This is a genomic window from Oceanobacillus sp. HCA-5259 (assembly GCF_037892815.1).
GTDB lineage: Bacteria > Bacillota > Bacilli > Bacillales > Amphibacillaceae > Oceanobacillus > Oceanobacillus indicireducens.
This window is the reverse complement of record NZ_JBBKBV010000008.1, coordinates 48769-72564: the sequence shown is the minus strand read 5'-3', so window position 1 is coordinate 72564 and position 23796 is coordinate 48769. Positions and strand designations below refer to the sequence as shown.

Annotated in this window: 24 protein-coding genes; 5 read left to right on the top strand and 19 right to left on the bottom strand. The window is 39.0% G+C overall.

All coding sequences use genetic code 11. From position 1 onward, the window contains the following. Positions 1–9 precede the first annotated feature (9 nt). From rsmD to WKU33_RS07000, 6 genes are all read right to left on the bottom strand, one after another. The gene (gene rsmD / locus WKU33_RS07025; RefSeq protein ID WP_232334464.1) at positions 10–564 is read right to left on the bottom strand and encodes a 16S rRNA (guanine(966)-N(2))-methyltransferase RsmD; all 555 of its coding nucleotides are present in this window, start codon (positions 562–564) and stop codon (positions 10–12) included. 616 nt (positions 565–1180) lie between these two features. Beyond that, positions 1181–1456: a YlbG family protein gene (locus tag WKU33_RS07020; RefSeq protein ID WP_336251679.1), complete on the bottom strand. Its 276-nt coding sequence runs from the start codon at positions 1454–1456 to the stop codon at positions 1181–1183. A gap of 209 nt (positions 1457–1665) precedes the next feature. Then, positions 1666–2106: a YlbF family regulator gene (locus WKU33_RS07015; RefSeq protein ID WP_156857609.1), complete on the bottom strand. Its 441-nt coding sequence runs from the start codon at positions 2104–2106 to the stop codon at positions 1666–1668. A 57-nt stretch (positions 2107–2163) separates the two neighbouring features. Further along, positions 2164–2400 carry a YlbE-like family protein gene (locus tag WKU33_RS07010; RefSeq protein WP_156857608.1) on the bottom strand — a complete coding sequence of 79 codons (237 nt, stop codon included), beginning with the start codon at positions 2398–2400 and terminating at the stop codon, positions 2164–2166. Between the two features lie 11 nt (positions 2401–2411). Then, positions 2412–2822: a spore coat protein YlbD gene (gene ylbD, locus WKU33_RS07005; RefSeq protein WP_336251601.1), complete on the bottom strand. Its 411-nt coding sequence runs from the start codon at positions 2820–2822 to the stop codon at positions 2412–2414. A gap of 368 nt (positions 2823–3190) precedes the next feature. After that, positions 3191–4252, bottom strand: a complete 1062-nt coding sequence (locus WKU33_RS07000) for a CAP domain-containing protein (protein ID WP_340453883.1) — start codon at positions 4250–4252, stop codon at positions 3191–3193. Positions 4253–4428: 176 nt separating this feature from the next. On the opposite strand from WKU33_RS07000, the gene WKU33_RS06995 reads away from it, so the two are divergent. After that, complete coding sequence (locus WKU33_RS06995; protein ID WP_156857606.1) at positions 4429–4806, top strand: YugN family protein; 378 nt, start codon at positions 4429–4431, stop codon at positions 4804–4806. 72 nt (positions 4807–4878) lie between these two features. On the opposite strand, the gene ctaG is transcribed toward WKU33_RS06995, so the two are convergent. From ctaG to cyoE, 6 genes are all read right to left on the bottom strand, one after another. Continuing rightward, positions 4879–5775, bottom strand: a complete 897-nt coding sequence (gene ctaG / locus WKU33_RS06990; RefSeq protein ID WP_156857605.1) for a cytochrome c oxidase assembly factor CtaG — start codon at positions 5773–5775, stop codon at positions 4879–4881. 123 nt (positions 5776–5898) lie between these two features. Next, a complete protein-coding gene (locus WKU33_RS06985; RefSeq protein WP_156857604.1) occupies positions 5899–6222 on the bottom strand; it encodes a cytochrome C oxidase subunit IV family protein in 324 nt (107 codons plus the stop codon). A 1-nt stretch (position 6223) separates the two neighbouring features. Beyond that, on the bottom strand, positions 6224–6868 hold the full coding sequence (locus WKU33_RS06980; protein ID WP_156857603.1) for a cytochrome c oxidase subunit 3: 645 nt from the start codon (positions 6866–6868) through the stop codon (positions 6224–6226). Between the two features lies 1 nt (position 6869). Next, positions 6870–8666, bottom strand: a complete 1797-nt coding sequence (locus tag WKU33_RS06975; RefSeq protein ID WP_156857618.1) for a cytochrome c oxidase subunit I — start codon at positions 8664–8666, stop codon at positions 6870–6872. Positions 8667–8762: 96 nt separating this feature from the next. Beyond that, positions 8763–9818 carry a cytochrome c oxidase subunit II gene (gene coxB / locus WKU33_RS06970; RefSeq protein WP_336251599.1) on the bottom strand — a complete coding sequence of 352 codons (1056 nt, stop codon included), beginning with the start codon at positions 9816–9818 and terminating at the stop codon, positions 8763–8765. A gap of 68 nt (positions 9819–9886) precedes the next feature. Continuing rightward, positions 9887–10828 (bottom strand): heme o synthase, encoded by a 942-nt coding sequence (gene cyoE, locus WKU33_RS06965; protein WP_156857601.1) that lies wholly within the window; start codon positions 10826–10828, stop codon positions 9887–9889. 441 nt (positions 10829–11269) lie between these two features. On the opposite strand from cyoE, the gene WKU33_RS06960 reads away from it, so the two are divergent. Continuing rightward, positions 11270–12217, top strand: a complete 948-nt coding sequence (locus WKU33_RS06960) for a COX15/CtaA family protein (RefSeq protein ID WP_156857600.1) — start codon at positions 11270–11272, stop codon at positions 12215–12217. 42 nt (positions 12218–12259) lie between these two features. On the opposite strand, the gene pyc is transcribed toward WKU33_RS06960, so the two are convergent. The 3 genes from pyc to WKU33_RS06945 form a co-directional block, all read right to left on the bottom strand. Next, complete coding sequence (gene pyc / locus WKU33_RS06955; RefSeq protein WP_336251598.1) at positions 12260–15700, bottom strand: pyruvate carboxylase; 3441 nt, start codon at positions 15698–15700, stop codon at positions 12260–12262. After that, complete coding sequence (gene ftsW, locus WKU33_RS06950) at positions 15678–16871, bottom strand: putative lipid II flippase FtsW (protein ID WP_336251597.1); 1194 nt, start codon at positions 16869–16871, stop codon at positions 15678–15680. The genes pyc and ftsW overlap by 23 nt, the downstream gene beginning before the upstream one ends. 206 nt (positions 16872–17077) lie before the next feature. After that, complete coding sequence (locus WKU33_RS06945; RefSeq protein WP_156857597.1) at positions 17078–17362, bottom strand: YlaN family protein; 285 nt, start codon at positions 17360–17362, stop codon at positions 17078–17080. A 223-nt stretch (positions 17363–17585) separates the two neighbouring features. On the opposite strand from WKU33_RS06945, the gene WKU33_RS06940 reads away from it, so the two are divergent. Further along, on the top strand, positions 17586–18068 hold the full coding sequence (locus tag WKU33_RS06940; protein ID WP_336251596.1) for a hypothetical protein: 483 nt from the start codon (positions 17586–17588) through the stop codon (positions 18066–18068). 342 nt (positions 18069–18410) lie between these two features. Then, the gene (locus WKU33_RS06935) at positions 18411–19004 is read left to right on the top strand and encodes a YhcN/YlaJ family sporulation lipoprotein (protein ID WP_336251595.1); all 594 of its coding nucleotides are present in this window, start codon (positions 18411–18413) and stop codon (positions 19002–19004) included. A 48-nt stretch (positions 19005–19052) separates the two neighbouring features. Here WKU33_RS06935 and WKU33_RS06930 read toward each other — a convergent pair whose 3' ends face one another. Further along, a complete protein-coding gene (locus tag WKU33_RS06930; RefSeq protein WP_340453877.1) occupies positions 19053–19352 on the bottom strand; it encodes a hypothetical protein in 300 nt (99 codons plus the stop codon). Positions 19353–19513: 161 nt separating this feature from the next. On the opposite strand from WKU33_RS06930, the gene WKU33_RS06925 reads away from it, so the two are divergent. Continuing rightward, on the top strand, positions 19514–19717 hold the full coding sequence (locus tag WKU33_RS06925) for a YlaI family protein (protein ID WP_156857593.1): 204 nt from the start codon (positions 19514–19516) through the stop codon (positions 19715–19717). Between the two features lie 10 nt (positions 19718–19727). On the opposite strand, the gene WKU33_RS06920 is transcribed toward WKU33_RS06925, so the two are convergent. The 3 genes from WKU33_RS06920 to ytxC form a co-directional block, all read right to left on the bottom strand. Continuing rightward, positions 19728–20036, bottom strand: coding sequence for a YlaH-like family protein (locus WKU33_RS06920; protein ID WP_156857592.1), 309 nt, complete (start codon positions 20034–20036; stop codon positions 19728–19730). Between the two features lie 203 nt (positions 20037–20239). Continuing rightward, positions 20240–22186, bottom strand: a complete 1947-nt coding sequence (thrS, locus tag WKU33_RS06915) for a threonine--tRNA ligase (RefSeq protein ID WP_336251593.1) — start codon at positions 22184–22186, stop codon at positions 20240–20242. Positions 22187–22543: 357 nt separating this feature from the next. Beyond that, the gene (gene ytxC, locus WKU33_RS06910; protein ID WP_156857617.1) at positions 22544–23395 is read right to left on the bottom strand and encodes a sporulation protein YtxC; all 852 of its coding nucleotides are present in this window, start codon (positions 23393–23395) and stop codon (positions 22544–22546) included. Positions 23396–23796 lie beyond the last annotated feature (401 nt).

Genomic DNA, 23796 nt, shown 5'->3' with positions numbered 1-23796 from the left:
AACCCCTTCCTATTTAAAACGGTAGATAGTTACTGCAATTGTACTGCTGTAAACTTCTTGTTTTTGTATCGTCAAATTTGCTGTTTCTTCCGGCAGTTTATCACGTGGATCGTGTTCACAGTATAGTAAACCATTTTTCCTGATAAGCTCATATTCGATAATCTCTTGAATAAGAGAGATTAGATTTACCTTTCCGTACGGCGGGTCAAGCAGGATTAAGTCAAAGACAATTCCGCGCTTTGCTGCTGCCTTCAAGGCGCGCTTTGCATCAGCCCGATATACTTCTGCTTGGTTAGCCATTTTCACCGTTTTTAAGTTTTCTTTGATTGTATGTATTGCTTTTCCTTGCTTATCAACAAAGATCGCTTGGTCCATTCCACGGCTGAGCGCTTCGATTCCGAGGGAGCCACTGCCGGCAAATAAATCCAATACACGTCCCCCGTCAAAAAACGGGCCGATGGATTGGAAGATCGCTTCTTTGATTTTATCTGTTGTTGGTCTAGTTTCATTACCGGGGACAGCTTTTAATGCCTGTCCTTTTCGTTTTCCGGCTATTACTCTCATGGCGGTCACTCCAATTCGACGATTCGACATTATCCTACCACAAAACCAAAAATAATTAAACTTATGTTTACTTACGATTAACAATTAGTGAATTTGTATCTTGCAAGTATAACATAACTTTAGCCGGGGTTCGAAAGTCTTTAACGTATGTACCTAGACATCATTAATTAAATAACCTCTATTCCGAGGGGGTGGATAGATAGGTTATTTTTTTCATATTGTATAATTTTTATTTGTTTGTACATACTAGCATAATGATTCAACTAAACGTTAGTTGGTTGATTCAAACAGAGTATACTTATTCTTCCCCGTAGGTTTTACTCTGGTTTCTCCTCTCCCTTTGTCTTTTTGTTTTCATCATGAAAACAAAAAGAACCTGCAGATGTTTGTTCTGCAGGTTTTTTTTCGTGTTGTAGTACTATAAAATAAAAATGCTGTGATAACTTAGTTATTCAGGGTTAGCCACGTCCGGCTCCAGCGCCCAACAACTATCAAACTTCACACTCCTCCAATCGATAAGTCAACATCAACTCACTATCGTTCGTTGTGTTTCCTTTATCTCATTCCAGAGTGCTCTAGTTTGTACGTTGCTAAACGGGCGCTTCCGCCTTTGTTCTTAAATACCCATTTTATAATCAAATTTTTTCGCTTCGTCAGGCTTCGTATTCTCGTAGTCTGTGCGGACAAAAGGTTTGTACGACCGGTCTACTTTGGATACGAAGGAATGCCGGAGAAGCTTTTTCTCAATCGTTTCAATATCCTCTTGATTAACATAGACTACGGCATATTTATGTATTTTAGAGGCATGGATGAGATTACCATATCGTTTAATATGCTTCAGGTTTTTCATATGTTGGAACCATACAATCAACCCTTGTCGCTTTGGGATCAAGATTTTCACCTACTCCATATTTATAAAGTGAAACTTCATTCAGTGGGGAATTCCTTACCTCCCCACTGAATGTTAGTTGAACAGAATCAGGTATTTACGAACTGTTTATCCCCCACCTTAACATGTTGGGCTTCCCTCATGTTTAGAGGTGAGAAGATTACAGAACGTTGATACGTGATAAAAGGAAATAATGAAAAGTAAATTTATCATTAAGACGCGCAGCCACAACTGCCGCCACTTCCACAAGAACTACAGCCACTATCGGTTAGAAGTGCTCCATCTTTCGGTACTTTTATTTGATTGCTGACGCTAAAGGCGATCACTTCGCTAATTTCATCTAATAAACTTTGCACATTCCGTTCAGCCACTTTAAAAGCGGCAACACTTTCATGCATATCCATCGCCCGTTTTGTTGAGCGGACTTTCTTCATTATTTCTTGATAATCAGGATGATAACGTCCGAATCGTTGTATATCATCATAATGTTCTTTTATATCGTTAAAAGCTTTTACTAGCTTTTGCGCTTCTTTATCTTGTTCTAATGATGCTTTTTTCTCAAGATAGTCTCGCATTACATCCGAATCGAAAACTACTTTTCCAAGCTCTTCCGCATCATCTAAAATTGTTACATACTCCATTGTCGCAATCATTTTAACACCTCCACCCTGATTTTAACATTTAATTGGATTTATGAAAATAAAACGGCACTAATCTTTTAAAATGTTAGCAACATTGATCAACATGGAAGCCATTTGAACTTGATCACTCACACGATTTAACCTGCCGGAGAAAGTTTGACCATAGAACACTTTAGCTTCCTTCTCAAGTTCTGGAAGTAACTTTGCTCCCTCCCTAAGTAAATATCGATACCAGATTGGTTGTCGTCTGATAAACTCAAGCAATTTCGGCTGCTCACGTAAATAGAGGTAAACTGCCTGTTCCATGTTCTTCCCCCCTAGTCTCTAAACCAATCAAAAGGCTGTCTAGTTCTATTCTCTTGTGCCGGTGGTTTTTTGTATATATCGACAATTTCTTGTACCGTTGCAATTGTATCACTTAGTTGCTGTACCTGTTCTTGAAGCTTATTTACATCTACCGTTTCTGTATATTTTAAAATTTGCTTTACAAAGTCAGGTTTTAAGTCAAGTTTAGAAAATGTCTGTTTCTTCTCTTCACCGCTTTTACTTTTTTCATCTGTTTCTTCTTTATATTGTTCCCAGTGGATGTCATCTTCACCGAGCAGAACCCATTGCTCATAGATTTCTTGCCAGCTTTTCCCATCTTTACGTATTTTACGGACTAATTTTGGGTGGCTGTTTATAAATGATTTGAACCGTTTAAGCTCCACATTAGATTCTTCTGCCATCATCACTCACCTCATTTGCAATTAGATATTCGCATATTATTAAAATATGCAAATAGGCATGAACTGTTCAAAAGCTTATAATCAACTCAACTATTGCAATCTGAGCTAGTTAAGAACGCCTGCACCATGTAATAACTGCCGTATACTTTCAGTCAGCTTAGGTGTGCACCTATCATCAGGAAGTCCGCAGGCGGCCGGGTTACTCCTCGTAAGCTTTATGGTGAGATAATGGTGGAATATTTTCCATTAATATTAATCCACTCCACCGGGCAACTGAACGGCGATTAGAGAGCCAGTCTGGAGGACGAGCAAGTCACTTACGCTGAAAAAAGCATACTGTTTAATGGAGACAAAAAGAAAAAGCCGAGTTACATCGGCTTTGCTAAAAAGTTCTGTGTATAGTAAAAGCGATAAACTCCTACTCCTAGGTGAGTATATTCTTCCTGAAGCAGTGCTTCCCGGTGGTCATCACTATTTAACCAACCTTCAACTGCAGCTGGGGCATCCGGGTATTGTGCTGCAATATTTTCCCCAGCAGATATATAAAGTAACCCTGTAATTTCTAGCCTTTCTTTCAATCCATCCCCATTCAAACTATAATGAGAAAAATAATTATTATCATTCATATCTTTACTATGATTGTATGCCACACCACTTACATCTTCTTCCCATTCCAATGTAGATTTATCAAAACGGTTCCTTAACACGTTACTTATATTGAATATTTGTTGTTCCATCCCCTTTTCCACTTGACTCCATTCATTATCCGTAAGATCTGGTTTAGCTGGAAGCGGACCGCGGTAGACAACTTCATATGGTTGATGGCGTAATAAGACGTCCGCTTCCATAAGACGAACAGATGACAACTCATTTGTAAACGTATCAAAGTAAAATTGCATGAATAAATCGTCGGAAACCTTTACTAAAGGTCGCTGGATCATATCTTCTGCTGTCATACGGAATGTATAAGTAGCGTAACCGTCTGTATAACCGACTTCTTCCTTGAATGGAAACTCTTCTCTAATTGATTCATAAGATGCCCCAAGTTGAATCGGCTCTAATGATAAACCATTCCCAATAGCATAAATGGTTTGCACATGGTCATCTTCTATTCCGAATTGGATATAGTAATCACTTTCGTTCGTGTAAACCCACCATATGTACCCGTAAGCGCTCAAATCCTTTCGTACAGGCTCGCCCATCTCCTGTTCGAGCTCTTCTATGGGTTTTCCAATCCAATGGTATAAATCCCCTTGTAACACTTGTTTACTCGCTGTAAGGACAGGTGTTGACTTTGCTTGCAGCATAAGGGCTTTTTCAACTACTTGTGACTCCACTTTTTCTTGACTATTCAGTTCGTCTTGTTCTATCCAATAAAAAGCAAGAATAACAACGATAGTAAGTAGTACTAAACTTCGTAATATACGCATCGATACAGCCCCTCTATTATGATATATTACAGTCTATGAAGATATAGTATGATACATTCAATGTTTTCCCTATTAATTCTAATTATAATCCTTTTTAACCGAACAGGTTTTCATTGCAAATTATTTCTATTCATACTATGATTAAATAAAGTGGACAATTATTAGGGGTGAAAAAAATGAGAATTGAAAACACTGGAATTGACGATTTAGTAATGGACTTGAAACCGCTTGATAAAATTACGGGGCAGCATGCCTTTATCCGTGCTGGACAGTGGGACTATGAACGAGTAACATATGATTACAAAATTGGTTCCAATGAAAAAAATATTACATATTATATCCGTGTTCAAGGTTATGCGACAAGTGGAGATGTAGATCGCAGAGATGCGGTGATCAAGCTATTAACTCCATTACTCGGTAAGCATTACTATCCACATGGAATCGAGTATGGTGAAGAAGAGAACTTCCCAGAATCACTCGTGGAACGTGCGCAAACATTGCTAACAAACTTAGCCAATGAATTAAAACCACTCGCTCAAGAAAAAGGTAATTAAAAAATCAGGTCAGCTATCAAAATAGTTGACCTGATTTTTTTAAAATCGCACTACTGTGTGATTTAATATAATTTAATTTACTTCTACACTAACTGGATCGACGTCTCTTGATTTCTCCCGGAACCAACCAAAGAATACTCGTATCATTAATGATAAATAAACGACTTCCTGAAGTGTTTTCATAATAACACCACCGAATTGCTGGTCGTTTATCGTACTTAATGGTGAAAACATTTCAGGCCCGGAAAGAGCTAATTCAATTCCGTCAAGTACATCACCAGGCACACAGATTGCTAATGATTGTAACCATGCACCCCCTGCCAAATAAGCTTCATAAGCAGGTGTTTTTGTAAAGATAATCAATACACAAGCCGGAGTTATCAATACACCATTAGCAAAGATATAGCCGACTTTCAATAAAGGAGTCATCGTATTTATTTCCTTAAATGGTAATAACAGTGGAATAAACACGATAAAGGCAGCAATCAATAAAATACTATGAATAACGAAATGCCATACTGGAGCCGACTTTGAAAAATCAAAGACAACTGGTATATGGTAGATAGAAAACAATCCATTAAATAAAAGCAAAGAAATAATCGGCTTTGTGAGTAGTCGAATAATTGGACCTAAGATATTGTTTCTTAGAACCCTTTCCCAAACCCATAATGGAAGTCCTTTAATGACAAGGATTGGAAAGATAAGCAGAAATACTACCATCTGTATCATATGCGCACTAAACATTATATGGGATAATAAATCAATTGGCGAACCTTTAGCTACATATAAAAGAAATAACGCTGTATACATCAAAACATGTTGCTTAACCGTAGGCTTTTCTGTTCCACCGAATTTATGGCGGTAAGGGCCAGTTGCTAAATAATAAATAACTCCTAGCAGTACACAGAATGTAAAGAAATATGGACTCCACAAAGCTCTAAAGCCGAAGATTTGTAATTCTAACCACATATATAGTCACTCCATAAAAAGGTTTATTCACTTATTATATACCATATTTTCGTGAGAATTTAATAAAAATGTGACGAAATTCGCAAAAAAAGATCGGGAATACTCTCCCGATCTTTTTAAATTTTACCACCAAGTAATAACTCCTAATCCAAGGATAGTTAGAAATGCAATTAACATTCCTCCGTAGATTGATGCAGAAGCTGGTCCATGACCCTTATCTTTCAAATGCATAAAATATAAGAATTGGAACATCGCCTGCACAATTGCTAGGACAACTAGCAAGATACTTAAATACGAACCAGTCATTAACTGCGTTCCAACAAGAGCGAATGCAATGACGGTAAATACAATCATTGAAACAAAGCTAATTACTTGGATTTTCATCTCATCTTTACTTTCTTGTTTACGGTAAGAATCGAGTTTGTTAGGCGTAGTATTTTCTGTCATTTTAACCCACCATCCCCATTAGATATACGACTGTAAAGATGAACACCCATACAACGTCAATAAAATGCCAGTACAATGCAAATGTATTGTACTTCGGAGCGTTATATGTGTCCAGTCCGCGTTTTGCATTACGTGCCATCAATACGATTAACCAGCTCAAACCGAAAATAACGTGTCCTCCGTGGAAGCCGACTAACGCATAGAAAGCTGAACCAAACGCAGAAGAGCGGAAAGTAAAGCCGTAATCTGTAATATAATGAGCGAACTCATAAATTTCACAACCTAAGAATGCGAGTCCTAGTAACCCAGTGATACCCATCCATAATTGCATTTTCTTAAAGTTGTTATTCTTCATATGGTAAATTGCATAAACACTCGTTAAAGAACTTGTAAGTAAAAGAAGTGTCATTAAGAATACAAGTTCAAGACCATATAATTCTTGTGTCGTCGGTCCGCCAGCAGTAGAGTTTTTAAGCGCGATATATGTCCCGAACAAACTGGCAAAAAGAACCGTTTCACTTCCAAGAAAAATCCATATACCAAGGTGTTTATGTTTACCCTCTGCTGTAACCCTCGCAGGCTCTGCAGGAATATTATTTGGATCTATTTTATGTGCATTCCTGCCAATTGCTTCCTGGTGACTCATCTTAATCATCCTCCTTTTCAAGTTCTTCTTTGGGGATGTTATAGCCGTAGTCATCTTTCAATGACCGAACAATCATACAACCGATAGCAAATGCCATACCGATGTAAATTAATATCCTGCCATGTGGACCATCTAACTGGTAAATAAAACCAAACGATGCAACTGTAAGTCCAAGACTGATTAGAAATGGAAGTATTGAACCATGTGGCATATGAATGTCATGTAATGGTTCAGCAGGTTTTATCTTACCATCACCTTCCATTTTTTCAATCCAAAATGGATCTAATCCACGAGTTAATGGTGTGTATTTAAAGTTATAGTAAGGCGTTGGATTCGGTACTGACCACTCTAATGATCTTCCATCCCATGGGTCTCTTGGTGCTGGACCTTTGAAGTATGAGGTCACAACATTAATTAATAACACAATTACTGCTAGACCCATCAAGTAAGAACCTAACGTACTGATTAAGTTTCCTAAATCCAGTTCCTGATTCTCTAGGAATACCCAGTAGCGACGTGGCATACCCATTAGTCCTAAGAAATGCTGAATGAAGAATGTTAAATGGAAACCAGAAAAGAACAGCCAAAATTCAAGTTTTCCTAACTTCTCACTTAACATCCGGTTGAACATCAACGGCCACCAATAGTGTACTGCCGCTAGTATACCAAATACTGATCCACCAATTATAACGTAGTGGAAGTGCGCAACTACGAAATACGTGTCATGGAACTGATAGTCCGCAACTGTTGAACCAAGCATAACACCTGTCATCCCACCAATTGTGAAAGATGGAATAAATCCAAGTGCATAAAGCATCGGAGTAGTTATTTTAATACTACCGCCCCACATTGTGAGGAGCCAGTTGAATATCTTGATTCCCGTTGGCACGGCAATCGCCATCGTACCAATCGCGAAAAGAGCGTTAGCTACTGGTCCTAGGCCTACAGTAAACATATGGTGCGCCCAAACCATGAATCCTAAAAATGCGATTAGGAATGTAGCGAAAACCATCGCGGTATAACCAAATAGTCGTTTCTTCGAGAATGTCGGGATGACTTCACTAAATATCCCGAATGCGGGAAGAACCAAAATATAAACTTCAGGATGACCCATTATCCAGAATAAGTGTTGCCAGATAACCGAGTTACCACCTAAAGCAATATCAAAGAAAGCAGAATCAAACATACGGTCAAACTGCATTAAGAATAGTGCAATTGTAAATGCTGGGAAAGCGAATAAAATAAGAATACTTGTTACTAATGTTGTCCATGTAAATAACGGCATTCTCATATATGTCATCCCTGGTCCACGCATTAATACAATCGTTGCTATAAAGTTAATCCCTGTCATAATTGTTCCTGCACCTGCTAGCTGCAGTCCCAATACATAGAAGTTTATACCATGACCAGGTGATTGTACGGAAAGTGGTGCGTAGTTTGTCCACCCTGCATCTGGTGCTCCTCCAAAAAACCAACTAGAGTTCATTAAGAGTCCACCAAAGATAAATAGCCAAACACCTAAACCGTTCAAGAAAGGAAATGCCAAATCACGAGCTCCAATTTGAAGTGGCATAACATAGTTCATTAAGCCGAAGAACAACGGCATCGCTGCAAGGAATAACATGTTCGTTCCATGCATCGTAATCAATTCATTATATAAGCCAGCAGAAACAAAGTCGTTTTCTGGTGTCATTAACTGAGTTCGAATAATTAATGCTTGTAATCCGGCCATTAGGAAGAATATCCCACCGAAAAGCAAATATAATACTCCGACCTTTTTATGGTCAACGGTGGTCATGTAATCCCAAATCACGGTTCCCAAGCTTCTTTTTTGAGTAGTAGTACTCAAAGCTTTAACCTCCCTCTTGTGTCTTCCATCCCTTAATTAATATTATTAGTCGATAAGGCCCCCAGCACTCTCAGGGGTTATTTCAGATGGCTGAAGCTGCATTAAATACTCTGCTATCTTATCAGCTTCTTCTTCTGTCACATCATACGTACCCGTCATTAGGTTACCAGGCTTAATTGACTCTGGATCTGTAATCCACTTAACAAGATTCTCTTTTGTTGGTTCAAGATATCCTACAAAGTGTGTACGGTCACCAAAGTTAGTCAAGTTTGGTCCAACACCAGATGGTGCAGATCCAAGCGCGTGACATCCCATACAGTTATTTTGGAATAGGTCTTGACCTTCCTGTGCAACTGCATCGTCCGGTACCTCTTCAGGATCAAAGTTTTGCATGTCTGTGATCCACTGTTCATACTCTTCTGGACTTACTGCAATTACTTTGAAGTCCATCAGCGAGTGGGATGGTCCACAAAGTTCGGCACATTTACCCCAGTAAACTCCTTCTTCATAAGCTTCAATGAACATTGTATTCACGTTTTCCGGGTTAACGTCCATTTTTCCAGATATTGATGGCACCCAGAACGAGTGAATTACGTCTGATGAAACCATATTCAAGTATACTTTTTCTCCAGTTGGGATATACAAGTCCTGACTTGTCGAGACTTCTTCATCTTGATACTCAAAATGCCACCAATACTGGTTACCTGTTACATCAATATTAATTGATGAACTTGCCTCTGACGTATCTGCTAGATCAAAGGTGAAGTAAATTGTAGGGACCAAGATAATAATAACAAGAATGATTGGAATTACAGTCCACACAATCTCTAACTTCGTATTCCCTTCCACCTGTACTGGAATTTCATTCTCTTGACCCTTCTTTTTACGGTAACGGATCAATACAATCGTATAGATCACCATTACAACTACAAAAACACCAATCATGATGAATGTAATATAAAGAATTAGATCTAATGTTATATCTGCCCCATAGCCCTTAGGATTAAGGGAAGTTAAATTCTCTTTTCCACACCCTGCTAATAGGATTGCTAAGAAAGTAAAAAGCATGAGTGCTTTAAATTTTCCCATCCATCTTTTCATGTGTTCATACCTCTCTTTCTTCTTGTTGTTGTTTCCTTATATATTAATTTTATATTTAAGGACAATAGTTAATTAAATATTGGGAGCGTTACAATAACCATAAGCGGGAACAGGATGACGAGATAATTCAAAGAATAAACAAATATTCTATTTGCCCATTTCAAATCGTCTTTAACAAATAATCCTGAAACAGCTAGAATTAACCATCCAATATTTAGTGCGGTAGCGATAACGACAAATGTCGTACCGAGTGATGTAAGCAATAATGGCAACGGTAATAGACACGCAATGTATACAATAATTTGCCGCTTCGTTATGTTAAATCCATAGACGACCGGAAGCATTGGAACACCAGCCTCTTTATATTCGTCCATCTTCTTCATAGCAAGAGCAAGGAAATGCGGTGTCTGCCATATAAACATGATTAAAAATAGTCCAATCGGAACAATATGTAGCTCTGGAGTAATTGCAAACCAACCAATCAGTGGCGGCATTGCTCCTGAAATACAACCCACTATCGTATTTAATGTATACTTCCGTTTCGTCCACATCGTATATAACACAATGTAAACAAACCAACCGATAAAGGCAAATAATGCGGCATAAGCATTTGTAAACAGAAAAAGAATCCCTAACCCAATAATCGTCGTGACGATACCAGATATCAGGACTGCTCTAAGCGAAAATAGCCCTGTTACAGTTGGCCGTGTCTTTGTCCGGGTCATTTTCGGATCTATATCAACATCATACCAGTTATTTAGGATAGCCCCACCGGCGATTACTAAACCACTACCGATTAAGGTCATAATCAGCGTACCGATATGTTCACTGAACGTCAGACCATGTATGTATATAGCCAACCAAAAACCAGCAATTACAGTTATTAAATTTGAATTGACAATTCCGATTTTGATAAGAGCTTTAACAGCTTGCACCATACTTCTCATATTTTTGGCAGGAATTGCGGTGTCACTTACTACGTCTGTATACGGCGTTTCCACCTTGTTCATTCTCATTTCCCCCCTTTTTTCGAAAAAGCCAAGATTTTCATTACCATAGCTAGTTTTACACATGACAAATATAGCCGATAATTACTTTTATTGTATCATGGAATCAAATAAAATTCTATCCAACCAATAATTACTATTTAAATAAAATAATTATTGATTGAATGATTTTGGATAATTAAATCAAATCATTATTTTAGAATTTCTCTCTTCCGGAAGTATAACCCACTCGACCCTCATACTATTTCTAGCAAACTACGCCCCACATTGCAAGTATTTTTTACTATTTGAATGGTAAATACTGCTTTTATGTTGAATACTGTTACAAATTAATGACGAATTTCAACTAAGGGTATATTTCTTTGATATTGTTCCCGTAAAATATTATTATAAACGTTATAAAGTGTATACATATACTAAGAAGAAGTGAGGCTTAAAAATAACATGAAACTTTTAAAATGGTTATCCGTTGTTGCGACAATCGGGATGATCTTTGTACTTTTAGGTGGTGCACTTGTTACAAAGACAGGTTCAGCAGATGGCTGTGGAGATAGCTGGCCGCTTTGTGAAGGACAATTAATACCATCTGAATTCAACTTCGAGATGATTATCGAACTCAGTCACCGCTTAGTATCCGGTTCAATGGGAATTATCGTTGTATTATTAGCAATTCTAGCATGGAGAAAAATCGGTCATATCCGTGAAGTTAAATTCCTTTCTATCAGTTCAGTTGTCTTTCTCATTTTACAAGCACTGATCGGTGCAGCTGCTGTTGTATGGGGACAATCAGACTTTGTGCTTGCATTACATTTCGGAATTTCACTAATTTCGTTTGCTACTGTATTCCTGCTTACGCTACTTATTTTTGAGACCGACAAGAAGTGGGATACGGAATCGCTCACCATTAAGAAAAAGCATCGAATCGAGTTTATTGCGCTTACGATTTATACACTCGCTGTCGTCTATACAGGGGCGCTTGTCCGACATACTGAGTCCAGTCTCGTTTGTCCAGATTTCCCCTTCTGCTACAATAATAATCCCGGCGGTATTGCGAGTTATAACTTCCAGCAATGGGTACAAATGGGGCATCGTTTGAGCGCAATCATTTTGTTCCTTTGGACGATTGTGTTGTTCGTTAAAATTATTAAAGAATATAAACACTCTAAAGTCATGGTAGGCGGTTGGGCGATTGCACTTTCGCTTATTGTATTACAAGCTCTGTCTGGTGCATTAAGTGTCTTTACGATGCTCAGTCTATTCGCAACACTTGCACACGCTCTATTCATCTCTTGTTATTTCGGGATGCTGAGTTACTATCTTCTGTTATCAAACCGGAGCGCAACAAGAGAAATGCATGAACAGCCTAACCACACAAATACAGTTATTTCTTAGAACAAAAAACATCGCTCTTGATTGGGAGCGATGTTTTTTGTTTTATTCAAATTCGATTAAAATATCGTCAACTTCAATGACGGAGCCGTCTTTTACATAGACATCTTTAATGGTTCCACCAAACGGCGCTTGAATACTTGTTTCCATCTTCATTGCTTCTGTTGTAAGCAGATGGTCGCCTTTCTTCACCTGATCGCCCTTCTTACAGTTCACACTTAAAACTGTACCAGGCATCGTTGCACCAATATGCTTCTCATTCCCTTTCTCCACTTTTGGTCTAAAGGCAACGGATGAACGAATACTTTTATCTTTAATTTGAATTTCACGAGTCTGACCATTTAGTTCAAAATAGATCACACGGGTACCATCGGGTTTCGGCTCAGAAATGGAAACAAGATTAATAATCAATGTTTTCCCTTCTTCAATTGTCACATCAATCACTTCACCAAGCTTCATACCATAGAAAAATGTCGGTGTATCGAGAACAGACATATCACCATAAGTATCCGTGAAATCTTTATAGTCAAGAAATACTTTCGGATAAAGTGCATATGCAATCACGTCTTGATCAGTAACTGATTGCTCTAGCTTTTCCTCCAATTCTTCTTTTAAAGCTTCAAAGTCAACGGGCTCAAGCAATTCTCCAGGACGGACAGAAATCGGTTCCTTATCCTTTAAAATGACTTTCTGTAGTTTTTCCGGGAAACCTTGATAAGGCTGGCCGATATATCCGGCCGCAAACTCAATGACAGATTCCGGAAAGTCAATCTGGTGCCCTTTATCATACACATCTTGTTCCGAGAGATCATTCTGTACCATGAATAGTGCCATATCACCAACTATTTTAGAAGATGGTGTTACTTTAACGATATCACCAAACATATCGTTAACGAGACGGAATGTTTTCTTTACTTCATTCCAGCGGTCCCCAAGGCCAACCGCTTTAGCCTGCTGCTGTAAATTACTATATTGCCCGCCAGGCATCTCATGGTTATAGATTTCAGTGTGAGGTGACTTCATCCCGCTTTCAAAATCACTATAATATTCCCGAATCCCTTCCCAATAATGCGAGAGTTCTTCCACTGCATCGATATTCATTTCAGGCTGACGAACATGTCCTTCCAGTGCATGATAAAGCGTCTGTCCACTTGGTTGCGAAGTCATCCCTGCGAGCGGACCATTCGCAACATCAACAATATCTACGCCGGCATCTACTGCTCGTGCATACATATAAATTCCATTTCCACTTGTATCGTGTGTATGTAAGTGGATTGGTAAATCTGTCTTTTCTTTCAATGTTGAAATTAACTGATATGCTGCTTCAGGCTTCAATAGTCCGGCCATATCTTTAATTGCTAGAATATGAGCACCGGCATCTTCCAACTGTTTTGCCAAGCTCACATAGTAATCCAAGTCGTACTTTGATCGACCTTTATCTAGCATATTACCGGTGTAGCACATTGCAGCCTCTGCAATCTTATTATTGTTCCGAACCGATTCGATAGCGAGCTTCATCCCATCAAACCAGTTTAAACTGTCAAAAATACGGAATACATCTATACCTTTTTCTGCACTTTTCTCAACAAATGCATGGATTAAATTATCCGGGTAGTTCTTATAACCAACTGCATTACTTGCACGCAGCAACATCTGGAATAGAACATTCGGCATTTGTTCCCGTAATTGCTCAAGGCGTACCCAAGGATCTTCTTTTAAGAAGCGATAGGCAACGTCAAAAGTTGCTCCTCCCCACATTTCAACAGAAAATAAGTTCGGTTGAATTTTCGCTGTTGGTTCAGCGATTTGTACAAGATCCTTCGTGCGAATCCGAGTTGCTAGTAATGACTGGTGGGCATCACGGAAAGTCGTGTCTGTTAAGAGAACTTCTTTCTGATCTTTCACCCAGTCCGCTAACGCTTCAGGGCCTTTTTCATCTAATATTTGCTTTGTGCCGTCAGGGAATGGGGAGTGATGATCGACTTGAGGGATCAGCAGCTTAGAAAATTCCGGCTTTTCTACTTTTGCTGCTCCGTCTACTCCATTGATTGTGATATCCCCAATGTAAGTAAGCATTCTTGTTGCACGGTCTCTTGATTTTCTGAATTCAAATAATTCCGGTGTTTTATCAACAAAGGTTGTATCATAGTCCCCCGTGATAAATTGTTTGTGGTGCATTACTTTTTCCAAAAACTGTACATTCGTTTTTATTCCGCGAATTCGGAATTCTTTAAGGTTACGTACCATCTTCCTAATGGCTTGTTCATATGATTTCGCCCATGTCGACACCTTAACTAGTAGAGAATCATAATGCGGGCTAATGATTGCCCCTGAGAAACCATTTCCTGCATCAAGTCTTACGCCAAACCCGCCCCCTGTCCGGTAAGCAAGAATCTTTCCGGTATCAGGCATAAAGTTATTTAACGGATCTTCTGTTGTGACTCTTGACTGGATCGCATACCCATCCGTAATAATATCTTCTTGTTTTGGAACTTGAATTTCTTCTCCATGTAAGCCGTAACCATCCGCGATTAAGATTTGCGTCTGCACAATATCAATTCCAGTAATCATCTCTGTAATCGTATGTTCCACTTGGACACGCGGATTTACTTCAATGAAATAGAACTCGCCTTCTGAAACAAGGAACTCGACTGTCCCGGCATTGAGGTAATCTACATTACGCATTAGGTTCACTGCCGCCTCGCAAATTTCCTCGCGCAGTTCATCTGATAACGTAAGACTAGGAGCAACTTCTATCAGTTTTTGGTGTCTACGCTGAATCGAACAATCTCGTTCATAAAGATGGACGATATCACCATGGCTATCTCCAAGAATCTGGACTTCAATATGTTTTGGATTCGTTAACAATTTTTCTACATAAATCTCATCATCACCAAATGCTGTCTTCGCTTCAGACTTCGTGCGATCATACGCCTCGGAAACTTCTTCAGGGCTATTAACGACCCGCATTCCCCGACCGCCACCACCAAGAGTTGCTTTAATGATGATTGGGTAACCATATTTTTCACCAAAGATAAGAACTTCTTCTATACTATGTACAGCTCCGCTTCCCGGTATGACAGGAATATCTGCGTTCACTGCCTGTTCGCGAGCTTTCACCTTATCCCCAAACATGTCCAAATGCTTGCTTTTCGGACCAATGAAGATAATACCTTCCTCTTCACAACGTTTAGCGAATTCGATGTTTTCGGATAAAAAACCGTAACCCGGATGAATCGCATCGATATTTTTTTCTTTAGCAAGTTCGATAATGCCTTCAATATCAAGGTACGCATCGATCGGCTTCTTATCTTCCCCGATTAAGTATGCTTCATCTGCTTTAAAACGGTGAAGCGAACCTAGGTCTTCTTTTGAATAAACAGCAACCGTTCGTATTCCGAGTTCATTACACGCCCGGAATACCCTGATTGCTATTTCCCCTCGGTTTGCTACTAAGACTTTCTTAATATGCTTTAAATTTACCATGTTTCCCACCTCTGTTTAGTTGTTTTATTTTTCTATCTGCATTATCTTGTTGACTCTCTGTCTCATGTTCCTTCCTTCTCACATTCATTGCAATGTTGTTTAGAACACCCATGGAGATAAGCAATACTAACAATGAAGTACCACCATAACTAATAAATGGCAAGGTAACTCCAGTAATCGGCATTAGCCCACTAATAGCACCTAGGTTAATGAAAGCTTGGATTCCGACCATCGAAGAAATACCAATGGCAAGCAGTGCACCAAAGCTGTCTGTACATTTTCTTGAAATAAAGAAGCCCCTAAGTACAATGACAGCAAGTAAGCCTATTACGATAACTACACCAATAAATCCAAGTTCTTCGGCGATGATAGCCATGATAAAATCAGTATGCGCCTGTGTTAAATAACCCAATTTCTGTACACTTTGTCCAAGTCCCTCTCCAGTAAGCCCACCAACTCCAATCGCTACATAAGATTGGATTAATTGGTATCCATCTGAATCTGGTGTTTCAAATGGCTGGTATGCTCCGGTAAAGCGGGAAATCCTCTCATCTGTCACCATAGACGGTGCAACAAGGAGTAAAAGTCCCATTCCAAAAGCTATTAAAATACTTAAATGCTTCCAGCGGATACCTGAACTAACGATTATAGAACAGGCGATCAAGAAAATAATAGAAGATGTACCGATATCCGGTTGGATAATAATTAAACCGATGAATACACCGGTTAAAATTAACGGAGGGAGTACACCGGTCGTAAATTTATCAATATAAGCTTGCTTCTTGGAATATACGGAAGCAAGGTACATAATCAGCGCAATCTTGGCAAACTCGGCAGGTTGTAAGCTCATTGGTCCAATCTTAAGCCACGATTGGGCGTTATTTACATTTGTTCCAAATAAAATAACACTAACTAGCATGATGAGAACACCTATAACAATAAACTTCATCAATTTCTGATAATACTGATAAGGAAATATACAAGTAACCAGAAATCCAATGAAGCCGAAACCGAACCAGACTGCTTGCCGTTTTAAATAATATGTACTCTCCAGCCCATCCACTACCGCGGTCACCATACTGGCGCTATAGATCATCACAAGGCCGAATGCTGTTAATATCAATGGCGTAATGATTAATGTGTAATCATAGTATTTTAATTTTTTTAACATCCTTCTTCTCCTCAGATTGATAGATTTTAGCGGAAGGATATCGAGAAACTTTTTATAAAGTATAACACAATTAAATAAATAGTACATACTATTTATAAAAAGTTTTTCTTTTACCCACAGTTTTATTTTAACTTACCTAAAACAAAAAAACCTTGCCGAGTTCTTTCAGGCAAAGTTTTGCTGCAAAATCAACATACACAAATCGTTCACAACGTATTTTGTGAGGCTTCATGCAAAATATTAAGCTTCTTCTCCAAATTTTCCAGAAGTGCTTTACCTTCATTCTCGCTGATTAAGTTCAAACGAACAGCAAAATCAATCTCTTTAGAGAGACCGAACATTTGTGTATCCAACACCTCTTCGTAGACCGGGCACTGTGGCATCGTTAAATTTTCTATTTGAACTTCTATTAATCGTAAAATTTTGTCAGCGTCAGCCTTCAGAAGGGCGTAGGCTTTTTCACGATGATTAACTGTCACCTCAGGAACCATTATAATCCCCTCCAGTAATAAAGACTCTTTCTTATATATTAGCGGTTGCTTAAAAAAAATGCAAACAAAATTGAAGGATATCCCGGAAAAGAATTGCTCTTCTCTTGTAAATATCTCGATTAGGTGAAAATATTGAATCAATTTGATAGAATTATAACGTATCGATTGCCGGGTATGAATAAAAAGATTCATAGGGTAATTAATAAAAGATGGGGGCACAAAAATGATTATTCCAATAAAGGGGAATGTAAAGTTTCCAATAACACTTGATCCAAGTGTCTGGATTTTTGATGACAGAAGAATAAAATTTGATGAAGCATTTTCTGATAGGCATGATACGCGCGAAGAACAGGAGCATACATTCAGTTCAGAGGAACGGTTTAACCGGGAAGTAGTTCAAGCAACAAATGATAATAAACCCATTCCCCGCAAAGATGCGGACGAAATTTTAAAGTCGACTTACGTTATACCTTTTAAACCTTTTTTTGAAAATGCAGGAGCGAACGAGGAAGCAACCGGCGCTACAATCGTACAAGCAGACGGTAATGAGATAACGCTCGACTTGGAAGAACTTGCAAATAGTTACTTTTTGTTTTCTTTTGAGGGCAAACCACTAAAAGAAGACGGTCCTGTACATATTTATTTCAGTGATGGCACGAATAAAGACGATCCAATTAAAGGAGTTACCGAAATCATCATCAACTAACCCAAGTCCCGCAGTCTAAAACAGCGAATTACTTTCATTCAGCGTAAGTGCAACTTACTTCTGGAGGTCCGCAGTCCAGACACCTCTCGCTTTCCGCAGGCGGCTGGTGAGCCTCCTCGGGCTGCCGCCCTGCGGGGTCTCACCTTATGCCTTTCCTCCTGCAGGAGTCTCGAGGTGTCTGGACTGCTCCGAGGAAAGGCCAAATTTGGAAAGCGAACGGTGTCAGCGGTTCATTTTAAATAGCAATCTTTTGGATAATTATTTTCATATGACAGGAAGTCCTACGAATATTTTAATTTATTCTGCTAAAAATAAACAAAGCTTTATGAGGAGGTATGAATAATGAATATTCGTAAATGGGGCTTTCTTATTTTATGTCTTGCTGCCCTTTACGGTTGTCAAGGTAAAGACAATGCAGCACAAGAGGAAACGCAGCCAAATAACCGGTTCATGCAAGTGGAGAATAGGAATGATACGGATGATGTGCAGCTGACGAATACGGAAATAGCTGAGCATCTGTCAAACGTTGCAAACAATGTACCAGGAGTTAACGAAGCATCTGCCTTAGTTGCCGGTCCTTACACAGTCGTTGCTATTGATGTCGAGGAAGACATGGATCGTTCACGAGTCGGGACGATCAAATACTCCGTTTCTGAAGCCTTGTATCACGACCCTTGGGGGAAAACGGCAGTAGTAGTCGCGGATGCCGACTTGATGGCTAGAGTGCGCGGGATGGGCGAGCAAATCCAAGCCGGCTATCCTATCCAAGGTATTGTCGATGAACTTTCTGCAATTGTCGGGAGGGCAATGCCTGAATTCCCTGTAATGGATGACCTGCCACAAGAGCAAGATGATAATAAAGAAATGCTTGATGAAGAAGATAAAAATGAATTGGAAGAAATAGAAAACGAACAGTCACATAATAGAAAAGAATAACGAAAAGTGGAGGCGTTCTTGTTTTCAAGGACGCCTCCGTATACTTGTTTATTGAAGTGGTGTATTTTCTTGTTTTTCGTTTTTTTCGTTGTAGTACTGAACTCCAAATTGCGACCCTTCCGATACCATTTTAGCATTTTCCAAATCAGCGTTATCCCTCATATCCGTCTGGTCTGGATGACCAGCTTTTTCAAACGTCGATTCACTTGGATCCATCTGGTTATTAAGAAGATTATTTACCGATTCTTTTATCTTTGATTTTTGTGAGTCATTCAGCAGAAAGTAGCTTGCTGCGCCTGCCCCGATAACACCTGCACCCACAGCTGTAATAATATTACGCTTCTTCATCAACTTTACCTTCCTTTCCAAACGTGAAGTTATCTTTATATTCCCCCATAAAAAAGAATAAAACCTTTATTCGATAAAAAAGATTTTGGTAAAAAAGATTTTCCTAGCATTTACCTATTATGGTATACTTGTTTCATCATCAGGATATATGAGGTGAAAGGATGCAAGTTAAATGTACAATATGCGATGAAATTAATGAACTTCCTGACGACTCATTTAAAGCGAAACGTTTAAGAAACCGCCGGACGTATATGTACCTATGTGACGAATGTTATGAGCGGATTGAAATAAAAACAAAAGCAAGACATGCAACAGGTAAATTCCGGCTTTATGAAGAGAATAAGGAAGAAGATGAATATATTTAAAAAAACGCCCTTATGAGGCGTTTTTTGCTTTTCTTTGCATATGAAGTCTTGTACGATAAATTATAAGTACAATACAGATGACAACAAGGCTTTCTGTCATCGGCAGCTTCATGATGCTGAATATAGTCGTAATATAATTACCGAGAACGAGCATGAAGTAGACGAATATATTTTTTCCCACCGATAACTTTCTTGCAAAACCAAGCTTATAGGCGATTGCTGAAAGTATAAGGTTAATGAAATACATCGTCCAAAAAATATTGTCCGTGCCATAATTGTCTAAGATATAATCTAATACGAAACTAAACGATCCTGTCATACCAATTAATCCCCCAATAACATTCGCTCATTCCATCATACTAAATCTTTTAAATTCATGCTAGGTAAAAGGGAGAATAATTTATTACAATCTAAGGACAGGGTTACCATTTAACCGAAAATAAAACGAAGGTATAACCCCAAACTATGATGAAAAATCCATACATTGAGGTTATACCTAGGTTTATTACAACAAATTATATCTTATTCGTGATCCGATTTATTAGCAATTTCTTCTCTTAGCAGATCTTTAAATGCAGCCCCCGAGAGAGTTGTTGTTGCTTTTTCTCCGTAGCGGCGGTAGGTAACAGTGTTTTCTTCAACTTCCTTGTCTCCAAGTACGAGAGAGAATGGGACTTTTTCGGTTTGGGCTTGACGGATTTTGTAGCCAATTTTCTCATCACGCTCATCCAACTCGACCCGGATTCCTTCTCGCGTTAATGATTCAGCAACTTGTTTTGCGTAATCAAAATGTACTTGTGGAGATACCGGGATTACTTTCACTTGTACAGGAGCTAGCCATGTTGGGAATGCACCTTTGTATTCTTCAATTAAGAATGCAACAAAGCGTTCCATTGTAGAAACGACACCGCGGTGAATAACAACCGGTCGGTGTTCTTTTCCGTCTTCCCCGATATAAGTTAAATCAAAGCGCTCTGGCAGCAATACGTCAAGCTGTACGGTCGAAAGTGTCTCTTCTTTACCGAGTGCCGTTTTTACTTGAATATCAAGCTTCGGTCCATAGAAAGCCGCTTCCCCTTCTGCTTCCACATAATCAAGCTCCAGCTCTTCCATCGTTTCTTTTAATTGACGTTGTGTCATTTCCCACATTGTGTCATCATCAATATATTTTTCCTTATCTTCCGGATCACGGTAAGACAATCTGAAGCTATAATCTTCAATGCCAAAATCTTTATAAACATGTTGGATTAATTCAACAACCCGTTTGAACTCTTCTTTCAGTTGATCAGGACGAGCAAATATATGAGCATCATTTAGCGTCATACCCCGAACACGTTGTAAACCCGCTAACGCCCCGCTCATCTCATAACGGTGCATTAAGCCAAGTTCAGCAATCCGCACTGGCAATTGACGGTAACTCCATAATTGATTTTTAAAAACCATCATATGATGCGGACAGTTCATCGGCCGGAGCACTAATGTTTCGTTATCCATATCCATGGATGGAAACATGTCTTCTTGATAGTGATCCCAATGGCCACTTGTTTCATAAAGTTCCTTACTGCCAAGAACCGGTGTATATACGTGGTCATAGCCTAATTTTTCCTCAAGGTCAACGATATAACGCTCGATAATTCTCCGGATTGTCGCACCTTTTGGCAACCATAAGGGCAGTCCTTGACCGACTTTTTGAGAAACAGTGAATAAATCGAGTTCTTTGCCGAGTTTACGGTGATCTCTTTCTTTTCTCTCTTCTAAGATTTTCAGATACTCTTTAAGCTGAGATTTCTTTTCAAAAGCAGTTCCATAAATTCGTTGAAGCTGTTGATTCTGACTGTCACCTCTCCAGTATGCACCGGAAATACTAAGCAGTTTAAATACTTTAATTTTACTCGTGCTCGGTACATGAACACCACGGCATAGATCGAAAAATTCACCTTGCTCATATATCGTCACCTGCTCCCCTTTAGGGATATCATCGATCAATTCAAGTTTTAGATTATCGCCTATCTCCGCAAAACGTTTTTTCGCTTCTTCCCTTGAAACCTCGATGCGCTTAACTTCCAAGTTCTCATCCACAATACGTTGCATTTCTTTTTCGATTTTCGGCAAATCCTCTGGAGTTAGGGCATGTTCCATATCGATGTCATAATAAAATCCTTCTTCAATGACTGGACCAACTCCGAATTTCACGTCACCGTAGAGACGCTTGATTGCTTGAGCAAGTAAGTGTGCTGTTGAATGACGCAAGATATCAATACCCTCATCATCCCGGTATGTTATGATTTGAATCTCTCCCCCATTTTCAATCGGACGCCGTAAATCCCATGGTTCACCATCAAGCTTAATCGCTAATGCCTGCTTTCTTAATCCTGGTGAAATCGATGCCGCAACTTCTTCCCCTGTCGTACCTTTAGGGAAGTCCTTCTTATTCCCATCTGGGAAGACTAAAGTAATTTCTTCTGCCATCACAAGTCATCTCCTATATCCAATTTATTAAAATACAATAAAAAAACCGTCTCTCTGCATTCATGCAAAGGGACGGTATATCTCTATAACGTGGTTCCACCCAGTTTCCGATTCATAAAAAATCGCTTCAGATCTTTAACGCAGATTAGACGCTACCATTTACTGTTGTTCCACGGCAGTGCTCGGAGGTGGTAATTATTTGACTGCATACGGAAAGCTTTCAGCCAAGGCTTTCTTCTCTTATCTATACAGGGATACAAATAATCATGTCCTCTTCATTGCTGAATTTATATGATTAATTGTATTATAACGCCCGTTTATTGGAAAATCAAGCCTCGGAATATTTTTTTCTATACGCTATTTATTTCCAAAGGTGAAATAGGTATATGGAAAATCCTTAAATGATTGAATATCAACCCTTTCTTGAAAAATATTCAGTACCGTTTGTGTCCGCGGGCTGGATGAGTCGTCCACATACAATTTTATTTTCCGCGGGGCAAGCGCAATCAGTGGTGTAAGATTCCATTCATCCTCAGGTAATCCGAACAAATAAAGGGGAACTTTTTTCATAATAGAACGCAGCTCAACTTTAGAATACGGTTTACCGGTAAAGTGATAATAACTAAATGTATTTCCTCCAACAACGTGGATAAGTGGAACAGCAGGTTCTTTCTTAATGATGTATTCCCTTAACGTATTAATAAATGATTGATGCTCTTCTTCGCGCTTGAATTCATCAATGGCCAGTCCAACATAATGGATGAGATCTTGCTTGAATGCCTTCATCCCCGTCTGAACAATCCAATCGAAATGTACATCTTGCGCATTGCGGATATGCATAAGGAAAATTGCACGTAATAATTGGATGGGATGCTTATTTTTACGGAGCATTTTACAATCCTTATCTTCTCCAGTTACAATCCATTCCGCAAGCTCATAAATTTGTTCGATTTCATGTCCATCAGAAAAATAATAAGTATCTTGAATGATTTCATTGATAATACTTCTTAACCGATGCGTGACATAGACATCAACTAAAGATACTGCGATCGACTGGAAGATGATTTCATTTAATGGTTCCTCGTTGATCGTAAGCTGATTTCCCCGCTTTGCATTGACTTGCCAATATACGGCGATCTGTTTGTTTTGCTGAAATAATCGTTCGCAAAAACATATGACCTCCTTGTCCGACTCAAAGAAAATATCCATTTTTTTCACATCACCCTCATTTACAACCAAACTGCTATATTATATGGACTGGTCGTGAAAAAAATGATAAAACTATTGAAACTAATTACTCGACTTTTACAAGCCCAATCAATTCTACATATCTTAATATAATTTAAAAAGCTCCAACCCCTTTCATACAGCGTAAGTGTCTGCTCTTTCACTAATTAAGACGCTCTAATCGCCGTTCAGTTGCCCGGTGGACGGATGCTTTCCGCGGGCACAGCTGGAGCCTCCTGCGGAAAGCGAGAGGTGTCTGGACTGCGGACCTCCAGAAGAGAGTTACAGATACTTACGCTGTATGAAAGCAAATGGTTCGGCGGGTTTGATTTTAGGGGGTGTATAAGTAAGATAATTAAATGCAAAAAACTCCCTTCTAGTAT